The 2,442-nt window shown below is 46.3% G+C and carries 3 protein-coding genes; all 3 read left to right on the top strand.

The genetic code is table 11. From position 1 onward, the window contains the following. Positions 1-123: 123 nt before the first annotated feature. Positions 124-534, top strand: coding sequence for an Npun_F0494 family protein (locus B9T16_RS27850; RefSeq protein WP_410246301.1), 411 nt, complete (start codon positions 124-126; stop codon positions 532-534). A gap of 27 nt (positions 535-561) precedes the next feature. Further along, the gene (cobQ, locus tag B9T16_RS27845; protein WP_315669993.1) at positions 562-2,028 is read left to right on the top strand and encodes a cobyric acid synthase CobQ; all 1,467 of its coding nucleotides are present in this window, start codon (positions 562-564) and stop codon (positions 2,026-2,028) included. A gap of 164 nt (positions 2,029-2,192) precedes the next feature. After that, the coding region (locus B9T16_RS27840) for a MotA/TolQ/ExbB proton channel family protein (RefSeq protein ID WP_410246300.1) at positions 2,193-2,442 on the top strand (250 nt) is incomplete at its 3' end.

Genomic DNA, 2,442 nt, shown 5'->3' with positions numbered 1-2,442 from the left:
TCTGTCTATTTATGAAGTTATTTTAAGATATTTTGCAATCAATTACACAATCTGATCAAAATTTGGCTCGAAAGGTGGAGGATAATATACTCAAAATCAGCCATCAGGAAAGCCCATCAACCCATGAGTGCCCCTAATTCGGTTTCCAAGTCGATAGAATATTCTACCGCGACGATCGCCCGAGCCCAGCGAGCCATCCGCTGTTCTCCGTTTCAAATCAAACTTTTAACCGATTCCATTGACCAAAGCGTTAAACTAAGTGCCATTAGCGGAAATCGGGGCGTAGAGTTAGGATATACGCGATCGCCTCTACCGGAATTGAGAGCCGAAAACGCCCTTTTATGGCTAATCCAAGTCGGAGTATTGAGGCGAGAAGTGGACGGTCAGGGAATCACCGATAGTTTTCGACTGACTCCCCGCCGGCGAAAAGTAGCAGAACGACTAGCCACCGATGATATTATTAATAGCAAACCCCCATCATGGGGCGATCGCCTCAGTAATGCCCTGAACCGTTACCTACGCCTTCCCCTATAAATTAGCATCTCTGCTCAAAATCCCGAAATGAAAGCAATCATGGTGGTTGGAACCACATCCCACGCCGGAAAATCCATGCTCGTCACCGCCCTATGTCGGATCATACGCCGTCAAAATCTGCGTGTAGTTCCCTTTAAAGGGCAAAATATGGCTTTAAACTCCTACGTCACCGCCACAGGTGCAGAAATGGGTTATGCACAAGCCGTACAATCCTGGGCGGCGGGTTTAGTGCCCAATGTAGCCATGAACCCAATTTTGTTAAAACCCCAGGGAAATATGACCTCTCAGGTAATTCTGAAAGGGAAACCTGTAGCCACCCTGAAAGCTACCGAATATTATGAGAAATTCTTTGATACCGGGTGGGAGACCATCACTAAATGTCTGGATTATCTACAAAAGGAATTTGATGTAATTGTCTGTGAGGGTGCGGGAAGTCCGGCGGAAATCAATCTCAAGCACCGAGATTTAACCAATATGCGAGTAGCGCAATATCTACAAGCATTCACCATATTGATAGTTGACATTGACCGTGGGGGGGCTTTTGCTCATGTAGTGGGAACCCTAGAACTACTAGACCCAGAGGAACGAGCCTTAATTAAGGGCATTGTGATTAACAAATTTCGCGGTATGCGATCGCTTCTCGATTCTGGCATTGAGTGGTTAGAGAAATACACCGGAATCCCCGTCCTCGGAGTAATTCCCTGGGTAGATATCGCCATGCCAGCAGAAGATTCTCTAAGTTTACTCGAACGCCGTTCCCGTTCCGACAATACCGATATAACCATCGCCATAGTCAGGATTCCTCGGATTTCTAACTTTACCGATTTTGACCCTTTAGATGCCGAATCCACCGTTAAAGTCCAATATGTCGAACTCAATGAACCCCTAGGACATCCCGATGCCGTAATTATCCCCGGTTCTAAAACCACCATTGCTGACCTACTAGCCCTGCAAAAAAGTGGCATGGCTGCTCAAATTCAGGATTATGTAGCAGCAGGCGGTCAGGTCATGGGTATCTGTGGGGGGTATCAGATGCTAGGACAACAGGTATCTGATCCCCGTGGCTTAGAGGGTAAAATCGGAGAATTTCCCGGCTTAGGTTTACTTCCCATCAAAACCATGCTTTTATCTGATAAAGTCTCCCGCCAGCGGTTGGTAACATCTAATTATCCAGAAATCGGATTTCCCGTAGAAGGCTATGAAATACACCAAGGGCGGACTCAAATTTTGGACAAACGGGAGACAATAGCCCTATTTGACGATCAAGATTTAGGAGTAGTCAGCAGCAATAGATCCGTCTGGGGTCACTATTTGCATGGCATATTTGATAATAGCCCCTGGCGCAGGTCTTGGTTAAATCATCTCCGCAAACCAAGGGGATTAGGAACCTTACCCACCGGGATTCCTAACTATCGCGAACAACGAGATCTGATGCTTGATACTCTAGCTGATGTCGTCGAAGAATATTTAGACCTGAGTACCATTCTCAGTTGACATGGTGGGGCGCGACCCGGAATCGCGTTTCTCAGGGGAATTTGTCTTCCCCCCCTTGTCACTTGTCCCAAGGCGATTAAAATTGAGATTGCTTTGGTTTATGGAAAACTGATAACTTTTTCGTCAATCTTGGCTAATGGGAGATATGAAGGACAATAGGTTATATGGATATTCAACAAATCTTGGAGAGAGGCGGCCCAGCCATGTGGCCCCTAATGGTATTATCAATTTTATCCATTAGTACCATTATTGAAAGACTGTGGTTTTGGGGAAATACCCTCACCCGTGAACGCCGAATTGTCAACCGGGTTTTAGATGTCGCCCGTCGGGGACAGTGGGGAATGGCTTATCAGATTGCCAAACAAAGCAATAATCGCCCCATGGGAAGGTTTTTTTATGCCCCCCTTAAACTCG

Origin of the sequence: Arthrospira sp. PCC 8006, from assembly GCF_046480465.1 — a bacterium.
GTDB lineage: Bacteria > Cyanobacteriota > Cyanobacteriia > Cyanobacteriales > Microcoleaceae > Limnospira > Limnospira platensis.
This window is presented reverse-complemented; position numbering and strand designations above follow the sequence as displayed.